Genomic DNA, 20,519 nt, shown 5'->3' with positions numbered 1-20,519 from the left:
GGTTGGTTTTGGTTCTGTTTTAAGTGTGGTGAAATATTAAAAAAAGAGAAGTCTTTAAGAGGTGTAAAGGTAGAGGTGGAAGCATTGGTAATTTGTGTGCGTGATGGTGCTGAAAATGCGGTTGACTTTTTGAAATATTTAAGTTTTAATTTTAATAAAAAGAACGTCTGGATTTAATTAGTGATATGTGTTGTGAGTTTCAGTTTTTGTGGTGTAATGAGGTTTTTGTTTTGGTGAAATAGCTAGTTGTTATTGGTGAACATGTGCTTCGGGATGTGTTATGTTTTAAAATAAAACCTAAGATAATGCTATTAAACTAATTGTTGATGTAAAATAGGTATATAGTTCAATATTAATTTTTTACGTATTTACTATTGATAATGTCAATACTGGGTTTTTAAGATTGTGAGAACTGTATAAGGTTGAAAATGGCACTAGGATATTGAAATCAAAAATAGTTAAAATTTCGGTATGTTATGATGATGGATTTGCTGTTGGTTTAGAGCCTTATTCAGAAGACGTAAAACTGTTGAAGCTTGAAAGAATTAAGTTGCATTCTCAAACTATTTACACGGTTTTTTTAATCGGTTTTTTGTATTTAGGAGGGAGTAATTTCACTTTGTTTTTAGATTGAAAAAACAACTCCGAATTTCTATGTAAAAAGGGGGCGGTTGCTATAGGATGAGAATAAACATAACTTTATTTGTAAGACAGCTCTCGAAGTTGGTATGTGATTGGGAATTCTCTATTGGAATTATTTAATCCTAAAGCGCATTCATCTATAAAAATAATTTAGAGCCAATTTTAATAGCTCTAGTTTTATCAAGAATAGTTCAACTTACTTCTTTAGGCTAACTTATTGTTGGGGTTGTTAAATTATAGAATGCTGTCCTGTAATTCTTCAATTAACAGAAAAGGCCATTAATATATGAAGTCAGAAATAGCGTCTAATTGCTTGACAATGAGAAGGCGTGATTATTAATGTAAGAATAGGTTTAATAAAAATTTTATATGTAAAATAAAATTAATAATTTACAAAGGCTATTTAATTAAATTCAACCAAAATATTATGAAAAATTTCAGTCTACTAATACTTGGAATTATCCTAGGCGTAGTTGCCGCGTCTTTTTACTATAACTCTAATGATGTAGGTGCGCCAACAGAACAGTTGCCGCCAAAACCTTATGGGTACATTACTTCCGAAACGGCAAAAAAACTAGACGAAGCTTATAATGAAAGGTATAATATAATTAATGATTCTTTGTTTAAAGATCCTAAAGAAGAAGATAACAGGTCGTCTTGGTATAAGTTGCAGGCAATAGAAGAATATTTGGCTTATACAAAATATGAAGCTAAACAAGGGGGGTATACGTTAGATGGTTTACGTTTGTATTTAGGGGCTTATCCAGATTCTAAAGAAGGGAGAGGTTTAACAACTATGTTTTTTGTTCCCACCGGTTATAAGACTGTTTCAGATGGTAGTATCTTTTCGTTGCAAGGTGGTGGTAAAGATTTACCAGGTTTTGGTGGTTTAAATTTAGGAAGTCAAGGTACGCCTCCAGGTGCTAATTATCCTCAGTAAATAGATTTATGCTTCATGCTATAGTTACTAGTTTATTAGAGCTAATCGCTGCATTTTCAGGGTTCTACTTTTTAAGTAAAAACAGAGACTCTAAACTGAGGCCTTTTGTGTATTTTTTAGTAATTACTGTTTTTACTGATGCTATGGGGAGTTATACTAGCTTCATAGATAGAATTGAATTTTTACATGGTTTAAAAACAACTCCTTTTGTAACCAATTCTTGGTTATTCAACATATATATAGTAGGGTCATTGTTCTTTTATATTTATTTTTATAAAACACAATTGATGTATCCTAAGCATAAAAAGATATTGAATCTATTGTGTGCTATTTCCGTCCTGGTTGTTATTATTAATATTTATTTTGGATGGTCTATTTTATTTGGGATGCTATTAAAATATAATATTCTATGGACTACGTTGTCTGTTTTTATATGCGTATCCTTATATTTTTATGAAGTTTTGATGAGTGATAAAATATTAATTTTCTATAAGTCAACTTTATTTTATATAAGTATTGGTTTGTTGCTTTGGTGGCTCATAGTGCCTCCTTTGGTATTTTATATGCCTTACTATAAGAAGATTTATCCAAACTTAGTAAGTATGAGAAATGGGATGTTAATTATGGCAAATATTTATTTGTATGGTTGTTTTACAATAGGGTTTATATGGGGCAAGGAGTAGTAGAAAAAGAGATTTTAGATTTAACAATATTGATTTACTCGGTGGTTGTATTAGCGATTCTTGCAACGACTATAATCGTGTTTTTTATTATTTTTCAAAAACGAAAAAATCAACTTCTTTTAGATAAAATTAATCAGCAACAAAAGTTTGATGAAGAGCTCATTAAAACCCAGCAAGAAATTCAAGAGGAAACCTTAAAACATATTGGACGAGAGTTGCATGATAATGTTGGACAAATGCTTGTATTGGCAACGATGCAAATGAAAACTGTTGCATCTACCGTTACAGATGACATAAAGGTTAAAGTAGATAATACGGCAAGTGTATTAAAAGCATCATTAGAAGAAGTTAGGGCTTTATCTAAATCGTTGAATAGTGATGTTATTTTTAATCTTGGTTTTAATGCTACAGTTGAAAATGAAGTCTTACGCCTAAATAAATCAGGACTTATTGCTTCTAGTTTATCTATTAACGGTACTAAGGTTAGTTTTGAAAATAAAAAAGATGAAATAATTCTTTTTAGAATTCTGCAAGAGTTCTTTTCAAATACCTTAAAGTACGCTGAGGCAGAACACCTTAACGTGGTCTTAAATTACGAAGATGAATTTTTAAATATTAGAGTTGAAGATGATGGTAATGGTTTTGAGCTTGAAGGTGTACAAAAAGGTTCAGGGCTTATTAATATGGAAAAACGAGCCGAATTATTGAATGCTAAATATGAATTAGTGTCTCAACTAAACAAAGGCACATCGCTTAACTTAGTATATCCTTTTAGAGCAAATTAAACCTTACAAGCATTCCAAAGTGAATCATTGGGCAATGGTGCTGTAATTATCACTTCTTCTTTTTTAACAGGATGTATAAAGCGTAAGGTTCTAGCGTGTAAGCTAATACTTGCATCTTTATTACTGCGGTCAAATCCGTATTTTAAATCGCCTTTTATTGGGCAACCTATAGAAGATAATTGCGCTCTAATTTGGTGGTGTCTTCCGGTTTCTAAATCAACTTCCAAGAGATAAAAATTATCTAAAGTTTGTTTCAGTTGGTAATGAAGAATAGCTTTTTTACTGCCTTCAACTTCTTTAGTATAAGATGTAGACTTGTTATTTTTAGGATTCTTTTTTAACCAGTGGATTAACGTGTCTTTAGTTTTTGGTGGTTGGTTTTTTACTAAAGCCCAATAGGTTTTTTTAGCTGTTTTTTCGGCAAATAATTTGTTTAGCCTAGGTAGCGCCTTACTTGTTTTTGCAAACATCACAATGCCCGTTGTAGGTCTGTCTAAACGATGAACAACTCCTAAATAGACATTACCTTCCTTATTGTATTTATCCTTTAAATACGACTTTACAACGTCGCTTAAAGGTTTGTCTCCGGTTTTGTCTCCTTGAACAATATCTCCCGCACGTTTATTAACCACGATGATGTGGTTGTCTTCATGAAGTACCTGAAGGTTGTTTTTATTAGATAGGATTTTATTAGACATTTTAGATCTTTAGATTTATAGAAAATATTAGATTAATGTAGATTTGAATTTTGAAATCATTTTGATAATTTCACCTAATTCAGAAAGGCATGATTGGAGTTCTTTATCTAAAATAAAATTTAAATCAGCGGAAATAAGAAGCTGAGTTTCTATTTCGTAAGCAGAACCTATTGATATTTGTAAAAACCGAGCAAAATCTTTATTAGAATTTCTAGAAGATCCTTCAGCTATATTTGAAGGAATTGAAACCGATGCTCTTCTCAATTGATTGGTTAGACCAAATTTTTCTGAATCAGGAAACTTTGAAGTAATAGCATAAATTTCAGAGCAGAATAACCTACTTCTTTTCCAAATCAGCAATTCTTTAAATTTATGAGCCATATTCTAGGTTCAGTTATCTAACAATCTAATAATGTCTAGTTGTCTAACAATCTAATAATGTCTAGTTGTCTAACAATCTAATAATGTCTAGTTGTCTAAACAATCTAATAATGTCTAGTTGTCTAAACAATCTAATAATGTCTAGTTGTCTAACAATCTAATAATGTCTAGGTATCTAACAATCTAAATTAATATTGTTCCTCATTATTAGGGAAATCTTGAGTCTTTACATCGTCTACATATTGTGAAATTGCAGAAGTCATTTCTTCATAAAGGTTCATATAGCGACGTAAAAAACGAGGGTTAAACTCGTGAGTCATCCCTAACATATCGTGTAAAACAAGTACTTGTCCGTCAACACCGTCTCCAGCACCAATACCAATTACTGGTATAGAAACACTGTCGGCAACTTCTTTAGCTAAAGCCGCAGGGATTTTTTCTAAAACAATAGCAAAACAACCTGCTTTTTCTAGCATTAAAGCATCTTCTTTTAATTGATCGGCTTCTTGTTCTTCTTTTGCTCTTACTGTATATGTTCCAAATTTATAAATAGATTGTGGAGTTAGGCCTAAATGACCCATAACAGGAATTCCTGCATTAAGAATACGCTTTACGGATTCTTTAATTTCTTTACCACCTTCCATTTTAACGGCATGTCCACCGCTTTCTTTCATAATTCTAATTGCAGAACGTAAGGCTTCTTTAGGGTCGCTTTGGTAGGTTCCAAAGGGTAAATCAACAACAACTAAACAACGATCAATAGCTCTAACCACAGAAGACGCATGATATATCATTTGGTCTAATGTTATTGGCAAGGTGGTTTCGTGACCAGCCATAACATTACTAGCAGAGTCGCCAACCAAAATAACATCGATACCTGCACCATCAACGATTTTAGCCATGGTATAATCATAGGCTGTTAACATCGATATTTTTTCACCTCTAGATTTCATATCTACAAGGCTCTTTACGGTAATTCTTTTGTATTCTTTTTTTGCTACTGACATTGTGTATTTTTTAATGGATTGTAAAAATACTGAGAATTGTTAAATTACTAGCCAATCTTAACTATAAATGCTATGAAATCTGTAATTAAATAGCGATTAAAAAGTCTAATGGTTTTTTAGTTTTAGCAATCCGTCAGGTTAACACCAACAGCTAAACCACCTTCAGAAGTTTCTTTGTATTTAGAACTCATGTCTTTTGCGGTTTCCCACATCGTCTGAACCACTTTGTCTAAAGGCACTTTTACATTATTAGGATCTGTTTCTAGAGCTAATTCAGCGGCATTGATGGCTTTTATAGCTCCCATAGAATTACGCTCTATACAAGGAATTTGTACTAAACCACCAATTGGATCACAGGTTAAACCTAAATGATGTTCCATAGCGATTTCAGCAGCGACTAAAACTTGCTCAGGAGTTCCTCCTAATAGTTCACATAAGGCACCAGCAGCCATGGCAGATGAGACTCCAATTTCTGCTTGACAACCTCCCATTGCAGCACTAATAGTGGCATTTTTCTTGAAAATACTACCAATTTCACTAGCTACAAAAAGGAATTTTTTGATGTGTTCAAAATCAGCGTCATGATTTTCAATTACTAAATAATACATTAATACAGACGGAATAACTCCTGCGCTACCATTAGTAGGTGCGGTAACAACACGGCCTAAGGATGCATTCACTTCATTTACCGCTAAAGCAAAACAGCTCACCCATTTTAAAATCTGACGGAATTTAACTTCCGTTTTTCTAATGGTTTCAAGCCACTCTTGTGGATTGTCGTAGGTGTTATCTCCAATAATATTTTTATGCATATCATAAGCACGACGTCTAACATTGAGGCCACCTGGTAAATTGCCTTCGGTATGACAACCAACATACATGCATTCTAGCATGGTATCCCAAATACGTTTTAATTCAAAATCTATAGAGGCTTCATCGCGTATCGATTTTTCATTTTCTAATACAACACCAGAAATAGGGAGTTGTAATTGATCACAAAACTTAAGAAGTTCTTCTCCGTAAGCTACAGGGTAAGGAAATGTGCAATAAAAGATGATTTTGTTTGCTTTAGAAACTTTTCGCTCTTCTTGTACCACAAATCCGCCACCAATAGAGTAGTAGGTAGATTTGTAGTTCCTACCATTGATAAGGGCACTAAATACCATACCGTTAGAATGAAATGGTAGCGATTTTCGATTAAAAACGATATTGGTTTTAAAGTCAAAAGGAATGGCTCTTTCGTTATTAAAGTTTAAAACATGATTTGTCTTAACACCCGAAATAATGGTGTCTATATCCTCAATAGGCATACGTTCAGGATCTGCTCCAGTTAAGCCTAAAATTACAGCAAAGTCTGTAGCATGACCTTTACCTGTTAGTGATAAAGACCCATAAAGATCTACCGTTATTTTTTCAACTTTATCAAAACGCTTTTTAGCTTTTAATTCTTTTATCCAACGTTCGGCAGCTCGCCATGGCCCTAAAGTGTGAGAACTCGATGGTCCTACGCCAATTTTAAGCATATCAAATACAGAAATACACTCCATTTATGAAATCATTTTTGTTAAATACAAATATACATCTTGTTGTTTCATACTTAGCAAATATTCACAAAAATGAAGACATAAAAAAAAGCCCAAACATAAGTTTAGACTTTTTATAAATTTTAAATAGTTAGTGCTTATTCTACAAACTCCATAACAGATTCGTAATCATTAATATCTATATCTGAACTGTTTACAAATTCTATAGGTAGTATAACAATTCTAAAGGTTTGATTAATTCTTTCGTCGTCCAATAATAAATTAAAATCAAATGTGGGATGAGATTCAATAAAAATAGTAACGAAATCAAAGTTGTGTTCGTAGTTATACTGAAATTCCTCTTCAGAGTTTACATAAACAGTTTCTGGAAGCGATTTCCATACATCAAAACCATCTACCTGACCTTTAAGATGGTAAACTAATACCATGTCGGAATCATCTAAATAAAGATCAAGAGGGATTTCTATTGTTTCTTGATAATTGTTGGTAGATGTAAAATCTATAGTTCTTTCAAAGGATTGGCCTTCAAAGATAGCTCCATCTTGTCCGTCAAAACCTGGAGGGCCTTGCTCGCCTTCGCAAGCAGTTATTAAAAATGTAAGTGTAAATAATAAATAGGCTATTTTTTTCATGAGGATATAAATTTTAATTAATTACTAATGTATTGTTATTTTGTATCAAACAACATGCCTTTTTTATAAAAGTATAGGGATTTCCATGTTAAAGTTGATTTTAGTAATGTATTCTTAAAAAGAAAGTCATCTAAAAATTACTTTTTAGACGACTTTCAAATGAAAAAAATTAGCAGAATTATTTAATTAAAAGTTTTATGCTTTCACCACTTTTTGTTTTTAATATATAAGTGCCAGCAGTTAAACTTGGGAGTTCAAAACTCATTGTATGCTCCTTTGATAAGATTTTACGACCTTGAACATCAAATAAAGCAACAGAAACTGATTTATTAAAATATACCGTTTGGTTTGATTTGGATGGGTTAGGGTACATTTTTAAAGTATTTGACGCTAATGTAGGTTCTTCAATACTTAAAGAGTTATTGTTAAGCGCATAGAAACTCAACGTAGAACTTACTTCGTTAGCCATAATTACTAAACCTTTGTTGTTAGGGCTGTCTTCTGGCTTTACATAAATAATGCCTTCAGGACCTAAATCTCCACCTTCATCGTCACCTAAATCTCTATTGTTAATGTATTTTTCAAAAACAGCATTATTTGGGTCGGTAATATTGTAGGTCATAAAACCACCAACACGCTCTAAAGTTATAAAGGCATAAAATTCATCATTAATTTCAGCCACTGTTACACCTTCTGGCTCAGGCCCTTTATTATCACTTCTGTTTTTAAAGTTGTTGTTACTATTACTAACATTAAACAAATCGCCATAAGTTGGGTCATTTGCAGTAATGCGTTCAAAATCGTCACCACTATCAAATACTAAAGCACCTGTCGCTGTATTCCAAATACTAAATGAACGTGAACCAAATACGTGAATTTCATCGAAATCACCATCATTGTCTAAATCACCATTAGCATTGGTAACCGTTAAGCGGCCTAAGTTGCTTTCTAATTGTAAGAATTCGGCATTAGGAAACACAGTTGGGTCTAAGTTGAGATCACTAATACGTTCTTCTTCCTCAAATGTATCATATTCTCTAGCATCACCTTCGTTAGCTGTTACTAAATAAGTAATGCCATTAACGTTGTAAGAAGCCATAGCATCTGGCATATACATACCTTTTATAGGCCAATTAGATAAGAATACGAAATCTGTTTTATCTGACGTATCAATTGTGTTTCCTGCTAAAGCATGGTCTTTTAAACCTAAAGGTAAGATGTCTGTGATAGTGTTTGTGGTTAAATCAATAACTCCAATAGCATTGTTTTCTTGAAGTGTCACATAAGCAGTTTGAGAGTCACTAGAAAACGTAATGTATTCTGGTTCCAAGTCTTGAGAAACTGTGGCATTGGGACCAACTACTCTAACACCTTCTGCTTGTAATGATGCTAATTGGCTATCAAAACTATTAAAGTTTATTGGCGTAACGTTAGTTTGAGAAATATTACCCAATCCACCTGTAACATCAATCACAGAAATACTACCTTCAGGATCTACAGAATAATCATCATTAGGTTGACCTTCATTGGCAACTAAAAGCTTTGTGCCGTCTGGTGTAAATCCTACCATATCTGGAAGATTTCCTGCAGTAACAGTAGAAGAGATAGTACCATTGACATCACAAAATACAACTACACCATCTTCTAATGGGCCTTTTGAAATACCAAGAGCGACTATATTATTCATATAAGCAACACTGGTTGGGTCGCCATACATAGATAAATCGATAGTATTAATTGTTGTAATGGCATTAATGTCAGAGAAATCTATGATCTCTAATTTTTGACCTGTTGAATTCAATACAAATAAACGTTCAGACATTGGATCGTGAGCAACAATTTCGGCAGAACCAGCAGCATCTACTAAATAACTAGATATGTATTCAATATCTAAGGCGTCAGTTGGTGTAGGGATAGTATTGTCATCATCTAAAATGTAAACTCCAGTTGTTTCGTATGCACCAAGAGTAGCATTAACAGGATTAGACAGTTCTAAAATAAAAAGTTCATCCATTTCAGCTAAAGCATCATTCACTACAGGAATAGAAAGCGTAATTGCATTTGTAGAATTTGCAGGGAAATTTAAGGTTTGGTTAGAAAACGTAAAATCCTCTACGGTTGTAGCTGTTAATAATTCCGTAACTAAACGCACATCTATAGAAACGGCATCACTTGGTGTGGCAGATAACTCTACAGTAATGTTTACAGTTATTTCGTCTTCATTAATAACATAGGTGCTTTCAGAAAAACTTATTTGCGGAATAACATTAGTTATAGGTGTATAGCTTCCTGGTGAGGCAAACACACCTTCGCCTATAGATTGACCAACTAAATTTGTAGCAGGAGTCCAGTTAGTACCTTCGTTAAAATCAGCATTTGGATTTAATAATTCTAAAGAAGGGCCATCTCCATCTACTGATGTTGGCCAAGGAGCATCGTCGCTATATTCAACTTGTGATATGACATCTCCGTTAGAATTTTTAATTTCAAGTAATTCTCCTCCATTACCTAAGGCGTTTGAAATAGCTTGTGGCATATCTAAGAACGTCACGCCATAAAAAGCGTCTGCTGTAGCTTTGTCAGTTGCTAATAATACCATATCACCTTCTGCAAGTGACATTTCTGGAAATGTAAAGATAAAATTACCTTCATCATTAACTGTTATACCTCCTAAATCTATAGAAGCTGTACTGTTATTATAGATTTCTAAAAACTCAAGAGCATTAGAATTATCAGAAGGAGCATTGTACATTATTTCTGTGATAATTAAACCAGAAGTTAATGCATTGTAATATAAATCTTGACTTACATAAGCTGTTGTTTGAATGTTGGCAAATAGATCTTCGAGATTATTAACGCTTACATTATATGCTATACCTTCTGTAAAACCAGAATGTGTCACGGTTGCTGTTAAAGTAGTATTGTCATATACGACAGAATTAACGGTCAACGTAGGATTGAAAACATAATTTGTTAATGTTTCTGCAGTAGTTTGTGTTATCTCTTCGGTAAAAACCACTTCTAATGTAGTTTGGTTTAGTGCATAAACGTTAGCAACGCTTGGAGGATTAGTATCTGTCGTTGCAATTACAAAAGGAGTCGTGTTAAATGGTAAACTAGCATTGTTTTCAAAATCATAGTTATTCATATTGTTTAAGGTAACATTATATCCATTAGCCGTATAACCCGTTCTTGGTCCATTATAAACAGCCAATGAAGTTCCGTTAGAATAAGTTATAGCAGTAGAGCCTTCTGTAAGTCCGGTACCTGTTAAACCTGTTCCTGTGCCATCATCGTATGCCGAAGATGAATTTGCAACAGCAGTAATAAATGTAGTAGGAGTGTCTATATCTGTACCTTGATATACAAATATAGCTTCTGATGATGCCGAAATTCCGCCAGGCGAACCAACAATAGTTCCATGTGATACGTTTGGTGTGGCACCGATGTCGTAAAATGTAATAATTGATCCCGCAGTAATAATATCTGTTCCAGTTTGCCATTCGTAATTAGCTTCTCCCGAATTGAATGCAGTGCCTGTCCATTCTTTGTCAGAAAAATAGATAATGCTATTTGCAGGTATGTCAACAAATGTCACCATAGCAAAATCGTCATCGTCATTGGCATGAAAAGCAGTAAATGCCATATCTCCACTATTGAGCTGAGCACTAGAAGCGCACGAAAAAAAGAGTAATAATAATCGTAAAATGTGTTTCATAATATTTTGGTTGTTTTAGTTGGCGTGAAATTATCAACCAAACATTTCTTAATTATATACTCTATATTATATATGGATGAAGAAAACTTTAAGAATGTTAAGTAGAAGTGTGCTTAATGTTGCGGGCTGTGATTATCTCATAACAATTAATTAAAGTGACATCATGTCATATTTTTTGCCGTGGCATAATCATTGACTATTAGTTATCGAGTTAAAAAAATAATAACACGACACTTTCCGTGAAAGCGGAAAACAAATAACAAATATAATTATGAGTAAGATTATTGGAATTGATTTAGGTACAACTAACTCTTGTGTTTCTGTAATGGAAGGTAATGAGCCAGTTGTAATCCCAAACGCTGAAGGTAAAAGAACAACACCTTCGGTTATCGCTTTCGTTGAAGGAGGTGAAATTAAAGTTGGTGATCCAGCAAAGAGACAAGCAGTGACTAACCCTACAAAAACGATTTATTCTATTAAGCGTTTTATGGGTAACAAGTATTCTGAGTCTAAAAAAGAAGCAGAGCGTGTACCATATAAAGTGGTAAAAGGCGACAACGATACTCCAAGAGTAGATATCGATGGTCGTTTGTATACACCTCAAGAATTATCGGCAATGATTCTTCAAAAAATGAAGAAAACAGCTGAGGACTATTTAGGTCAAGATGTGACAGAAGCAGTAATTACTGTACCAGCATACTTTAACGATGCACAACGTCAGGCTACAAAAGAAGCAGGTGAGATTGCAGGTTTAAAGGTGAGAAGAATTATTAACGAACCAACTGCTGCAGCATTAGCTTATGGTATGGACAAAAAAGGTACTGATCAGAAAATCGTAGTATTCGATTTTGGTGGTGGTACGCATGATGTGTCTATCTTAGAGTTAGGTGATGGTGTATTTGAAGTATTATCTACAGATGGTGATACACACTTAGGTGGTGATGATGTTGATGAAAGAATCATTGATTGGTTAGCTGAAGAATTTATTGCTGACGAGGATATGGATTTACGTAAAGACCCAATGGCTTTACAACGTTTAAAAGAAGCTGCTGAAAAAGCGAAGATTGAATTATCGTCTTCTTCTCAAACAGAAATTAACTTACCATACGTAACAGCTACAGCTAGTGGTCCTAAACACTTGGTACGTACATTAACACGTTCTAAATTTGAGCAGTTAATTGACGACTTAATTAAAAGAACGATAGAGCCATGTCAAACAGCATTAAAAGCTGCAGGTTTAACAAAATCTGATATTGACCAAGTAATTTTAGTAGGTGGTTCTACACGTATTCCTGCTGTACAAGCAGCTGTAGAATCTTTCTTTGGAAAAGCGCCAAGTAAAGGTGTAAACCCTGATGAGGTTGTGTCTTTAGGAGCAGGTATTCAAGGTGGTGTATTAACAGGTGATGTAAAAGATGTTCTTTTATTAGATGTAACACCATTATCTCTTGGTATCGAAACTATGGGTAATGTAATGACTAAGTTAATTGAGTCTAACACTACGATTCCAACAAAGAAATCGCAAGTATTCTCAACAGCAGCAGATAACCAGCCATCGGTAGAGATTCACGTATTACAAGGTGAACGTCCTATGGCAGCAGATAACAAAACAATTGGTCGTTTCCACTTAGATGGTATTCCACCAGCAAGACGAGGAACACCTCAGATTGAAGTAACGTTTGATATTGATGCTAATGGTATCATTAAAGTATCTGCTACTGATAAAGCAACAAATAAAACGCAAGATATCCGTATTGAAGCATCATCAGGATTAACAGAAGAAGAAATCCAAAAGATGAAAGCAGATGCAGAAGCGAATGCAGAAGCTGATGCTAAAGCAGCAGAAAATGCTAAGAAATTAAACGAGGCAGATTCTATGATTTTCCAAACTGAAAGTCAACTTAAAGAATTTGGTGATAAATTATCTGACGATAAGAAAAAGCCAATTGAAGATGCTCTTGAAGAATTGAAAAAAGCATACGAAACAAAAGATATCGCAGTTATAGAACCAGCTTTAGAGAAAATCAATGAAGCATGGAAAGTAGCAAGTGAAGAAATGTACAAAGCACAAGCAGAAGCTCAAGGTGGTGCAGCAGGTCCTGAAGCAGGAGCAGAGCAACCAGCGGATGAGTCTAGCGATGTAGAAGATGTAGATTTTGAAGAAGTAAAGTAAGCAGATAACCAACTTTCGCTCTTTGCGAAAGTTGTATGAATCGCTTATGACAACGAAGATTAGTATTTCACGAAGAGCACAAAGCTCGGAGTAGTGGAAGACTAAAATTATATAGAAAAAACGCAATCATTAATTTGGTTGCGTTTTTTGTGTTTTAGAAAGTTGAATTAATATATATTTAAAGTCTAACTCACCAATCGACATGAAAAAACTATACCTTTTTTGGACTTCAATTCTTATATGTTTTAATAGCTATTCTCAGAACCCAGAAGATTTTATAATTACCTATGAAGTAGATAACGATAATGGGCTGTATGTAACCTATCCATTTTATGGTGGACAATTTACTATTGATTTGGGTGATGGTAATTTTTTAACAGAAGATGATATCAATTCCGGTATTCATCATGTATATGACGCACCAGGAGTTTATACAATAGTAGTGAGTGGAGATTTCAATAGAGTAGTGTATGATAATCAAGGTTATAATATGCATTTAAAAGTAAAATCTATAGAACAATGGGGAACTGCGCAATGGATATCTATGGAAAGAGCTTTTAAAGGTTTGAGGAATTTAGTTGTAAACGCAACAGATACACCAGATTTAAGTTTAGTGACTAATATGGACGAAATGTTTAGTGGTGCAAGTTCGTTTAATTCTCCCATAAATGATTGGGATGTTTCTAATGTTACTAGTATGTACGCTTTATTTGAAGAAGCAACACTGTTTAATCAAAGTCTTAATGAATGGGATGTCTCTAACGTAACAAATATGAGTGGTATGTTTAGTAGAGCGTCTTCATTTAACCAAAATATTAATGATTGGGATGTCTCAAATGTAACCAATATGGTTGGTATGTTTGGATGCTTTACTGAGGATAACAGTAGCTTTAATCAGCCCTTAAATAACTGGGATGTGTCTAATGTTACAGATATGTATTGGATGTTTAGAAATGCAGTTTCTTTTAATCAGCCTTTAGACAATTGGGATGTGTCAAATGTTGAAGAATTTGGGAATATGTTTGTTAATGCTACGTCTTTTAATCAAGATATTAATGCTTGGGATGTCACAGGAGCTTTAAGTATGAACAGTATGTTTAAAGATGCAACGGCATTTAATCAACCTTTAAATGATTGGGATATGTCTAACGTTCACACAATAAGTGAAATGTTTAGTGGCGCATCATCTTTTAATCAACCTTTAGATAATTGGGATATATCAAATGTTGAATTAATCAATGGGTTATTTCATCACGCCACATCATTTAATCAAGATATTTCAAGTTGGAATTTTGAGTCGGTAATAGATTTGAATTCTCCTAGTTATGGTAAAACGTTCTTAAGTTATACTGCTCTAGATACTGCAAATTATGATGCATTAATTCTAGCTTTTGCACAATCGGGATTACAAAACAAAACGATTATAGCAGAAGATGTTTTTTATTGCGATGTAGCAGTGCGCTCTTATTTAATTGAAGAAGCAGGTTGGAATTTTGTGGATGATGAACTCAGTAGTGATTGTGAAAATTATTCAATTTCTGGCGCTGTTTTTTTTGATGCAGATAATAATGGTTGTGATGTAAGTGATATGGTTGCTAATGGTATTGTTGTAAGTGCAATAAATAGTGATTTTGATTATGGTACTATGGCTTTACAGGGGAGTTATGATTTAAGTTTAATAGATGGAACGTACGATTTAAATCTTATAAACACACCTTTTTATTTTGATGTATCACCTGTGACAACATCAGTGACATTAAATAATACTAATCCTACTCATATTGTAGACTTTTGCTTAACAGCCAATCAAACGGTAGAAGATTTGAATATAAAAATTCTACCTATTAGTGATGCAAGACCAGGGTTTGAAGCCAACTATAAGCTAATAATTGAAAACATAGGTACAGAAACTATTCATAATATTACAGCGCATGTAACTTTTGATGCTTCAAAACAGTCTTTTATTTCGGCAACACTCGCAGAAATTGTGACTTCTACTAATAGTCTAAGCTTTGCTATTTCTGATCTCAATCCTTTTCAAACTCAAGAAATCGATATTGTAATGCAAACCTTTACACCACCAACAGTAAATGGAGGTGATGTTTTAAGTTTTACAGCGTCGGTTATACCAAATACAAATGATTATACTCCAAATGATAATACATACCAACTAGAACAAACTGTCGTTAATGCTTACGATCCTAATGACAAACGTATACTTCAAGGTGCATTTATTACCGAAGATGACACTGCTAATTATTTAGATTACATAATTAGGTTTCAAAATACAGGAACGGCTAATGCTACTTTTGTTAGAATTGAAGATGATTTAGATACAGATTTAGATTGGAGTACTTTTAAAGTGACAAGTGCAAGTCATGATTACAATGTAAATATCACAAACGGAAATATGATAGAGTTTGTATTTGATGCTATAAATTTACCATACGAATCTGTTGATGAAGTAGGAAGTACAGGTTTTATTGCGTACAAAATTAAACCTAAAGCAACTGTTCAATTGGGAGATGTAATGAGTGGTAATGCTCGTATATATTTTGATTATAACCTACCTATAATAACAAACACGGTTTCTACGGAAGTTGTAAATAATTTAAGTGTTAATACGTATTCATTAGAATCGTTGGTAACAATTTATCCTCATCCTACAAAAGGAGGGCTTCATTTAAAGGTTAATAATGGAGTCCATATAAAGTCCGCTAAGTTGTATAATGTTCATGGAAAATTACTAATAGATGTTAAAGGAGATATCGCTTATTTAGCTACAGAAAAGCTTTCTTTTGGAGTTTATCTGTTATCTATGGAAACCAATAGAGGGCTAATACGCAAAAAAGTAATTGTAAATTAATAATTAGAAATTTATACAGAGAAAACGCGGTCATTAATTTGATTGCGTTTTTTTATTTGCATTTATTTTTAACTTTTTTTATTTCTCATCCAACCTTTTTTGTTTTAAAAGCGTTTTTATTAATAGAAGCGAAAACATAAGTGCGCTTTAAACAAAATTAATAATCATTTAAAAACAAGTATTATGAAAAAAGTAAACTACATTATTATTTTAGTCTTAATTTTCAGTGTTAATTTAGTTACTGCTCAGGATGAGAATGCAGATACATCAAAATTTACTTTCGGATTTACATTAAGTGAGCAATTGGTTGCTAAAGATTCTGGAGAAAACTTAGAAGCATATTTAGGATATGCTATTAGCAATGACATAGGTATTGGCTTATTAATATCAAATGCAACTATGAGAAGTAAAGCATTGGATACAAATTATAAATTAGATAAATACGCCATTCAAGTTACTTATGATTTTGCAAAATCAGAAAGCACTAAACTCGAATCTATATTTGGATTTTCGTATATTAATTTTGATAAAAAAATTCTTGAGGACGATAACAATGGGCTGGGTATAGATTTAGGTATTCAAACCACGTTCAATTTAAAAAGCAAATTAAATTATGGTTTAAGAATTGTTTCTACTTTCAGTAGTTTTTCGCCAGGAGGTATATTAAATGCCGGTTTAATATTTGAATATAGAATTTAAAATTGAACATAATTAAAACATTACTTTATAATTAAATCCGTTTGCCAAATTAAAAATTAGACCAGCATATACAATGTCAAAATTAGTATCTATAAATCAAAACGTGAGTGAGCTGGTTGGATTAGCACAAAAATCCAACCAAAAAGCTCAACTGGCACTTTATGATACCTTTTCGGGTAAGATGCTTGGCGTTTGTAGACAATACATAAAAGATTTACAATTTGCAGAGGATGTAATGATTACATCATTTCATAAAGCGTTTCAAAATATTAATAAATACGAACCTTATGGTAGTTTTGAAGGTTGGTTAAGACGGATTATGGTTCGCGAATGTATTTCGTATTTGCGTATTCAGAAGAATAAATTTAATGTGGTTGAAATTGGGGATTACTATTTTTCACAACCAGCTTCAATAACTGATAATTCAACTTCTGAAATTATACAAAATGCCGTAGATCAGTTACCCATTGGTTGTAAAACCATTTTTAATCTTTATGTCATTGAAGGTTATAAGCATAGAGAGATATCAGAACTATTAAATGTAAGTATAGGAACTTCAAAATCGCAGTTAGCACATGCTAAAAAGCTTTTAAAAAGTAGTCTTGCTAATTTAAATACTAAAGACAATGGAACCCAATAATATAGAAAAGTTAATTCAAGATAACTTTAAAGACAGAAGCATAGAGCCATCTTCAGAAGCTAGAGAACGCTTAATTATGGCTTTAAACACTAAGCCTAAAAAGAAGAAAAAACTTTGGCTAAATTATGCTGTAGCTGCGTCTTTAGTTTTAGGATTGTTCTTTGTTGGAGGTAAATTACTATTTAACCAAGGAGTCGTAGAACAACCTATTGAAATCGGTTTTGAAAAAGAATTACCAGAAGAAATTCAGCAACAAAAATTACCAGATTCTGTAGGTGAGACTAAAGCTATCGTATTAGAAGAGTCACAAGATTCTAATGAAGAACTTAACATAAAAAAGCAGTCTAAAGTCGTTTCAAGTCCAAAAGGAATAGGGGCTAAAAATAAGATTGTAAAACAAGACATTCAAACGGATGAGGACGTTAAATTACCAACAGAAAATTCTACAATTATTATAGAAAAAGACCTTGTAAAACCAAAAGAAACCGAAGATTTAGCAGTTGTAAAGTCGCCTAAACAATTTCAATACATAACAGCAGAGCAACTTTTAGAGTCAACAGAAGACAATAGTGGTATAGATTTGATTCAGAATACAACACAGTTGTCAGATTCTTATTTGGATTCTCATCAGCTTTTACTTGAAATGGAAAAGGAATTATTTGACGAAAAAAACAAAAGTATTTTCAAAAGAGCAGGCAAAGAATTTAAAAGAATAAAGGAAGCCGTTGCTAATAGAAATTACGAGCATAACATTAATCACTAAAAAAACGATCTTATTATGAAGCATACAATTTTAATATTTGCCATGTTGTGTTGTACGTCATATGTAATGGCACAATCTAAAAATTTTGAAGAAAAAGCAGCAATTATCGCTTCTAGAATTGATTCTATTACAACCGCAGAAAAGAGCACTTTAAAAAAAGAACTCAAGAAGCTAGATAAAAAGGTTGAAAAAAACGAGATGACTTCAGAAGCTGCTGAGGTCGAAAAAAAGAGACTAGCAAGTTACCATGCTAAACGTATAAATAAAGCTGTTTTTATTGAAGAACAAAAATTACAGGCTTTAATTAAAGATAAGGTTAGTGGTCAACAAGAAGTAGAGAAGGAAGACATTCCGATTTTTACCTCACTTTCTAAAGAAAATTATTATCAAGATTCAATAAGTGGAATTAAAATTGAAAAACGATTTACAACACAATTTGTAATTGCATTTGGAATGCATACCGCTTTGAATGACGATGGAGGGTATTATGGAGACGGATTTAAAGTGAACCCGTTAGGTTTTGGAGAAGTTGGTTTTACTTTTAAATATAGACTAAAAGAAACTACTAATCTATGGAATCTTAAATTTGGATTATCTATATATTCGGATGAAATAAAACCAGAACATGATAACGCTATATTAGTTATTAATAATGACGAAACAACTTTACAAGATGCTGGTTTTAAAATTGATAAATCACGATTTACAAATATGTATGTAAGTTTGCCTGTACATTTAGAATTAGACTTTTCAAAACCACAATATCATGGTAAAACAGAGCAGTCTTATTTACGCTCGCAACGTGGTTTTAGAATGGGTTTAGGTGGTTATTTAGGAGTAAGAATCTATACACAGCAGTTTATGAAATTTGATGATGAAAATGGTTTACGAACAACCTTAAATCAACAAGATAGGTTTAATATGAATAATATTAGTTTTGGTCCAAGTGCATACGTTGGTTATAGAGATTTAAGTCTTTATGCTAAATATAGTGTAAGTCCTATGTTTAAAAATAACCCTCAAGATATAAATACCCTTTCAATAGGCTTGAGATTGGATCTTAATTAATAAGAAACCTTAATATTGTAGCATAGAAGAACGCAACCTCTTATATTAAATAGGATGGGTTGCGTTTTTCTTTTATCATATATTTAAATTAAAAATGAATCATAATTCAAAACTCTTTCAAATTATTTCTATGTTTGATATGAGATACTCATCTGGATTTTAAATTAAAAGCACCTAAAATGAATGTATATAACTCGTTAAAACGATTATTGATTACACATGTTTTGAATTTCAAAAAACGTTTTATGGAGTTTAATTTAAAAATGAACACCAGAAAAGCTATAAAAGAGACGAATAGAAAAAACAATACAGCACAATTAAAACCAGAAGAAGTTCAGCAGGCAAAGGCTTATTTTAAATCTAAAGGCTATAACTTACAAAACACCTATTGGCACAGTTATTATAAGAGTATAAGTGGCGAATTTTACCCTAATTATATTCCCGAAGATATATTTAGTGCCATTATCTCTCCAAAGTTTAACGAAATGCGACAATGGCCAGCGCTATTAGATAAAAATTTGTCTTATGCTTTATTTAAAGAGGTTAATCAGCCTGTAAAAGTTGTACAGAATATAAATGGCTTTTACTATGTAGATAATAAGATTGTAAGTGAGGCTATTGCGGTTAAAGTTTGTAATAACCATAATAAACCCTTTGTTATTAAACCAACTATTGATTCTGGTAATGGAATTATGGTTGAATCGTTTCGTATTAAAAATAATAGGACGACATATAAGAATCTTGAAACCATAGAGTTGTTTAGATTATATAAAAAAGACTTTATTGTTCAAGAGCTTGTAGAGCAAAGTTCTGCAATGAAAGAGCTTAATCCGTCATCTCTTAATACGCTGAGGTTAATGAGTTATCTTAAGCCAGATGGTGTACATATTTTATCTTCCGTAATACGGATAGGGCAACCAGGACATCATACAGATAATTTTTCTGGAGGTGGTATTGTCTGTGGAATTGATCCTAAGGGAAATTTAAAACATAAAGGCTATTCTAAAAATGGCAATGTTTATACAGAAACCCATACTCATGTCTCTTTTAAAGGTTTTCAAATACCTAATTATTCAAAAGTTTTAGATATGGTAAAAACAATGCACCCTAAAGTGCCATATTTTAAATTTATATCTTGGGATATTGGTATTAACGATAATGAATTCCCTGTTTTTATTGAATACAATACCTATTATCAAGATGTAGATTTACATCAAATTACAAATGGTCCTTTATTTGGCGAATTTACAGATGAGATCCTGAGTTTAGGTTTAAAATAA

General features: G+C 32.7%; 17 protein-coding genes. 11 read left to right on the top strand and 6 right to left on the bottom strand.

The window, feature by feature from the left end; translation table 11 throughout:
- Positions 1-442 precede the first annotated feature (442 nt).
- From ABD730_RS03030 to ABD730_RS03015, 4 genes are all read left to right on the top strand, one after another.
- Positions 443-634 (top strand): carboxyltransferase domain-containing protein, encoded by a 192-nt coding sequence (locus ABD730_RS03030; RefSeq protein ID WP_344712460.1) that lies wholly within the window; start codon positions 443-445, stop codon positions 632-634.
- Between the two features lie 435 nt (positions 635-1,069).
- Positions 1,070-1,582 (top strand): hypothetical protein, encoded by a 513-nt coding sequence (locus ABD730_RS03025; RefSeq protein WP_334469726.1) that lies wholly within the window; start codon positions 1,070-1,072, stop codon positions 1,580-1,582.
- 8 nt (positions 1,583-1,590) lie between these two features.
- Positions 1,591-2,265 carry a hypothetical protein gene (locus ABD730_RS03020; protein WP_344712458.1) on the top strand — a complete coding sequence of 225 codons (675 nt, stop codon included), beginning with the start codon at positions 1,591-1,593 and terminating at the stop codon, positions 2,263-2,265.
- Positions 2,250-3,050 (top strand): sensor histidine kinase, encoded by an 801-nt coding sequence (locus ABD730_RS03015; protein WP_344712456.1) that lies wholly within the window; start codon positions 2,250-2,252, stop codon positions 3,048-3,050. The genes ABD730_RS03020 and ABD730_RS03015 overlap by 16 nt, the downstream gene beginning before the upstream one ends.
- On the opposite strand, the gene ABD730_RS03010 is transcribed toward ABD730_RS03015, so the two are convergent.
- The 6 genes from ABD730_RS03010 to ABD730_RS02985 form a co-directional block, all read right to left on the bottom strand.
- Entirely contained in the window at positions 3,047-3,748 is a 702-nt protein-coding gene (locus ABD730_RS03010) for an RluA family pseudouridine synthase (RefSeq protein ID WP_215924829.1), read from the bottom strand. The genes ABD730_RS03015 and ABD730_RS03010 overlap by 4 nt on opposite strands.
- A 27-nt stretch (positions 3,749-3,775) precedes the next feature.
- The gene (locus tag ABD730_RS03005) at positions 3,776-4,129 is read right to left on the bottom strand and encodes a four helix bundle protein (RefSeq protein ID WP_334469734.1); all 354 of its coding nucleotides are present in this window, start codon (positions 4,127-4,129) and stop codon (positions 3,776-3,778) included.
- Between the two features lie 188 nt (positions 4,130-4,317).
- Positions 4,318-5,136, bottom strand: coding sequence for a 3-methyl-2-oxobutanoate hydroxymethyltransferase (panB, locus tag ABD730_RS03000; protein WP_334469736.1), 819 nt, complete (start codon positions 5,134-5,136; stop codon positions 4,318-4,320).
- Positions 5,137-5,258: 122 nt separating this feature from the next.
- Entirely contained in the window at positions 5,259-6,683 is a 1,425-nt protein-coding gene (locus ABD730_RS02995; protein WP_344712452.1) for an L-serine ammonia-lyase, read from the bottom strand.
- 134 nt (positions 6,684-6,817) lie between these two features.
- Complete coding sequence (locus tag ABD730_RS02990; RefSeq protein WP_344712450.1) at positions 6,818-7,312, bottom strand: dihydrolipoamide dehydrogenase; 495 nt, start codon at positions 7,310-7,312, stop codon at positions 6,818-6,820.
- Positions 7,313-7,490: 178 nt separating this feature from the next.
- Positions 7,491-11,030, bottom strand: coding sequence for a choice-of-anchor I family protein (locus ABD730_RS02985; protein WP_344712448.1), 3,540 nt, complete (start codon positions 11,028-11,030; stop codon positions 7,491-7,493).
- Positions 11,031-11,301: 271 nt separating this feature from the next.
- On the opposite strand from ABD730_RS02985, the gene dnaK reads away from it, so the two are divergent.
- From dnaK to ABD730_RS02950, 7 genes are all read left to right on the top strand, one after another.
- Positions 11,302-13,203, top strand: a complete 1,902-nt coding sequence (gene dnaK, locus ABD730_RS02980) for a molecular chaperone DnaK (protein WP_334469750.1) — start codon at positions 11,302-11,304, stop codon at positions 13,201-13,203.
- 202 nt (positions 13,204-13,405) lie between these two features.
- On the top strand, positions 13,406-16,069 hold the full coding sequence (locus ABD730_RS02975) for a BspA family leucine-rich repeat surface protein (protein ID WP_344712445.1): 2,664 nt from the start codon (positions 13,406-13,408) through the stop codon (positions 16,067-16,069).
- Between the two features lie 183 nt (positions 16,070-16,252).
- The gene (locus ABD730_RS02970; RefSeq protein ID WP_344712443.1) at positions 16,253-16,768 is read left to right on the top strand and encodes an outer membrane beta-barrel protein; all 516 of its coding nucleotides are present in this window, start codon (positions 16,253-16,255) and stop codon (positions 16,766-16,768) included.
- Between the two features lie 73 nt (positions 16,769-16,841).
- Positions 16,842-17,408, top strand: coding sequence for an RNA polymerase sigma factor (locus ABD730_RS02965; protein WP_334469754.1), 567 nt, complete (start codon positions 16,842-16,844; stop codon positions 17,406-17,408).
- Complete coding sequence (locus tag ABD730_RS02960; RefSeq protein WP_344712441.1) at positions 17,395-18,171, top strand: hypothetical protein; 777 nt, start codon at positions 17,395-17,397, stop codon at positions 18,169-18,171. The genes ABD730_RS02965 and ABD730_RS02960 overlap by 14 nt, the downstream gene beginning before the upstream one ends.
- 15 nt (positions 18,172-18,186) lie before the next feature.
- A complete protein-coding gene (locus ABD730_RS02955) occupies positions 18,187-19,239 on the top strand; it encodes a hypothetical protein (protein ID WP_344712439.1) in 1,053 nt (350 codons plus the stop codon).
- 179 nt (positions 19,240-19,418) lie between these two features.
- On the top strand, positions 19,419-20,519 hold the full coding sequence (locus tag ABD730_RS02950; RefSeq protein WP_344712437.1) for a sugar-transfer associated ATP-grasp domain-containing protein: 1,101 nt from the start codon (positions 19,419-19,421) through the stop codon (positions 20,517-20,519).

Origin of the sequence: Winogradskyella damuponensis, assembly GCF_039538385.1 — a bacterium.
In the GTDB taxonomy this organism is placed as follows: domain Bacteria; phylum Bacteroidota; class Bacteroidia; order Flavobacteriales; family Flavobacteriaceae; genus Winogradskyella; species Winogradskyella damuponensis.
Note: the sequence above shows the minus strand (reverse complement) of the source record. Positions and strands in the feature narration are given on the sequence as shown.